The following is a 3,001-nucleotide window of genomic DNA, read 5'->3' on the forward strand; positions in this document are numbered from 1 at the left end:
CGCCGCAGCGGCAGATTGCCTTCGCCGCGTGCGGCGCGGGTCTCGCGCAGGCTGCTGTCGACGCGGTCGGCCGCTTCCTGCATCGCCAGTTCGCGCAGCGCGGTGAGGTTGGCCGGTGAGAAGAAGGCCTGCAGCGCCTGCGCCGCCTGTTCGGGAACGTAGACCTTGCCCTGCTGCAGGCGTTCGATCAGCTCGCGTGGTGGCAGGTCGACCAGCACGATGTCATGCAGACGATCGAACACCACGTCGGGCACGGTCTCGCCCACGCGCACGCCGGTGATGCGCATCACCACATCGTTGAGGCTTTCCAGATGCTGGATGTTGATCGTGGTCCACACGTCGATGCCGGCATCGAGCAGCTCCATCACATCCTGCCAGCGACGTTCGTGACGACTACCGGGAGCGTTGCGATGGGCCAGCTCGTCGACCAGCACCAGTGCCGGCTTGCGCGCCAGCACCGCGTCCAGATCCAGCTCCTGCAGCTGATGGCCGTGGTAGTCCAGCGTACGCAGGGCGATGCGCGGCAGACCGTCGAGCAGGGCGGCGGTATCGCTGCGGCCATGGGTTTCCACCACGGCCGCCACCACGTCCACGCCGCGCCGCAGCTGTTCCTGGGCGCGGGTGAGCATGCGGAAGGTCTTGCCCACGCCCGGCGCGGCGCCGAGGAAGACGGTGAGCTTGCCACCGGCGTCACGTTGCAGGGCCTCGGCCAGGGCATCGGCCTGGCGGCTGCGGGAGTCGTTCATGGCCGCGATTGTGCGCTGTTGCAGGCGCGGCCCGCATCAGGCGCATACGCGGCCTGATCCAGCGCCCGGTTGAGGGCGACGATGTTGATACGCGGCTGGCCGAACACGCCCCATTGGCGGTTCTGTGTGTGTACAGCCACCAGCGTCTGCACCCGCGCTTCAGGCCAGCCGCGCGTGCGGGCCACACGTGCCACCTGCACCTGCACCGCAGCCGGTGACAGCTCCGGATCCAGTCCGCTGGCCGACTGCGTGACCAGATCGGCCGGCACCGTGGCCGGGTCGATCTTCTCGCGGGCGGCGATGGCAGCAGTGGTTTCGCCTACGCGCTTGACCAGGTCCGGATTGCTGCGCGCCATATTGCTGCCGGCCGCCGCCATCGGGTCGTAGTTGGCCGCCGAAGGACGGGTCTGGAAATAGCCATCGCCGACGAATGGCTGCGCCAGATACAGCGAGCCACGCACCTGGCCGTCGGCATCGCGGATCAGGCTGCCATCGGCCTGCGCAGGAAACAGTGAGCCGGAGATGCCGGTCGCCAGCGTCGCATAGACCAGGCCGGTGCCGAGCAGGCCGAACAGGGACAGACCAATGGCCGGCCGCCACAGCGGGTCGCCGGTACGACGGGAAGAAGTGTTGGAGGTGTTCATGCGCCAAATACCAGAGCAAGCAGAAGGTCGATGGCCTTGATGGCCGCAAACGGCAGCAGCACGCCGCCCAGTCCGTACACCAGCATGTTCCGCCGCAGCAGCGCGGTGGCGGTGGCCGGACGGAAGCGCACGCCACGCAGGGCCAGCGGAATCAGGGCCGGAATCACCAAGGCATTGAAAATCAGCGCCGCCAGCACCGCGTTGCGCGGGCTCGACAGCTGCATCACGTTCAAGGCCGCCATCGACGGAATGCTGGCGGCGAACAGCGCCGGCAGGATCGCGAAGTACTTGGAGACGTCATTGGCCAGCGAGAAGGTGGTCAGCGCACCGCGGGTGATCAGCTGCTGCTTGCCCACTTCCACCACCGCCAGCAGCTTGGCCGGGTCCGAATCCAGATCGACCATGTTGCCGGCCTCCTTGGCCGCCTGCGTGCCGGAGTTCATCGCCAGGCCGATGTCGGCCTGGGCCAGCGCCGGCGCGTCGTTGGTGCCATCGCCGACCATCGCCACCAGCCGGCCGCCGGCCTGCTCGGCACGGATGCGCGCCAGCTTGTCCTCTGGCCTTGCCTGGGCGATGTAGTCATCGACGCCGGCTTCGGCGGCGATGGCGGCGGCCGTGAGCGGGTTGTCGCCGGTGATCATCACCGTGCGGATGCCCATTGCCCGCAGCTGGGCGAACTTCTCGCGCATGCCGTGCTTGACCACGTCAGCCAGCTCCACCACGCCGAGCACATGCCGGCCTTCGCTGACCACCAGCGGCGTGGCGCCGCCACGGGCAACCTGGTCCACCCGCGCCTGCAGCTCGTTCGGCACCGTGCCACCCAGTGCCAGCACATGCGCGGTGATGGCATCGGCAGCGCCCTTGCGGATGCTGCGGCCGTTGTCGAGGTCGACACCGGACATGCGTGTTTGCGCGGTGAAAGACAGGTACTCCGCTTTTTCCGGCTCGGCGGTGGTGCAGGCCTGCTCGCGCGCCAGACGCACGATGGATTTGCCTTCCGGCGTCGGGTCGGCCAGGGACGACAGCAGCGATGCCTCACGCAGCTGCGCTGCGTCGATGCCGGCCAGCGGATGGAAGTGCGTGGCCTGACGGTCGCCGTAGGTGATGGTGCCGGTCTTGTCGAGCAGCAGCACGTCCACGTCGCCGGCCACTTCCACCGCCTTGCCGGATTTGGCCAGCACATTGGCCTGCAGCGCACGGTTCATGCCGGCGATACCGATGGCCGGCAGCAGGCCGCCGATGGTGGTCGGTATCAGGCACACCAGCAAGGCGATCAGCAGCAGCGGATCGACCTTGACGCCAACAAAGCCCGCAATCGCCGGCAGCGTCGCCACCACCACCAGGAAGGTCAGCGACATCGCCGCCAGCAACAGGGTCAGCGCGATTTCGTTCGGCGTCTTCTGCCGGTTGGCACCTTCCACCAGCGCGATCATGCGATCGAGGAAGCTGTGGCCCGGTTCGGCGCTGATGCGCACCACGATCTCGTCGGACAGCACCTTGGTGCCGCCGATCACGCCGGAGCGGTCGGTGTCGGCCTCGCGCAGCACCGGAGCCGATTCGCCGGTGACCGCGGCCTCGTTGATGGTGGCCAGGCCGCGCACGATCTCGCCG

The 3,001-nt window shown here is 68.2% G+C and carries 3 protein-coding genes; all 3 read right to left on the bottom strand.

Annotated elements, in window-relative coordinates; genetic code table 11:
* On the bottom strand, nucleotides 1-746 hold a 746-nt coding region (locus JCM9942_RS13005), incomplete at its 3' end, for a histidine kinase (RefSeq protein ID WP_484600237.1).
* Nucleotides 743-1,390 carry a potassium-transporting ATPase subunit KdpC gene (gene kdpC, locus JCM9942_RS13010; protein ID WP_054660185.1) on the bottom strand — a complete coding sequence of 216 codons (648 nt, stop codon included), beginning with the start codon at nucleotides 1,388-1,390 and terminating at the stop codon, nucleotides 743-745. The genes JCM9942_RS13005 and kdpC, both read right to left, overlap by 4 nt.
* Nucleotides 1,387-3,001, bottom strand: a 1,615-nt coding sequence (gene kdpB / locus JCM9942_RS13015) for a potassium-transporting ATPase subunit KdpB (RefSeq protein ID WP_054660187.1), incomplete at its 5' end; no start/stop codon positions are given. The genes kdpC and kdpB, both read right to left, overlap by 4 nt.

It is taken from the genome of Stenotrophomonas pictorum JCM 9942, assembly GCF_001310775.1.
Lineage (GTDB): Bacteria > Pseudomonadota > Gammaproteobacteria > Xanthomonadales > Xanthomonadaceae > Stenotrophomonas > Stenotrophomonas pictorum.

Bases quoted from the DNA above. Each gene is read 5' to 3' on its own strand.
- kdpC (WP_054660185.1), bottom strand. From the start codon at position 1,390: ATGAACACCTCCAACACTTCTTCCCGTCGTACCGGCGACCCGCTGTGG.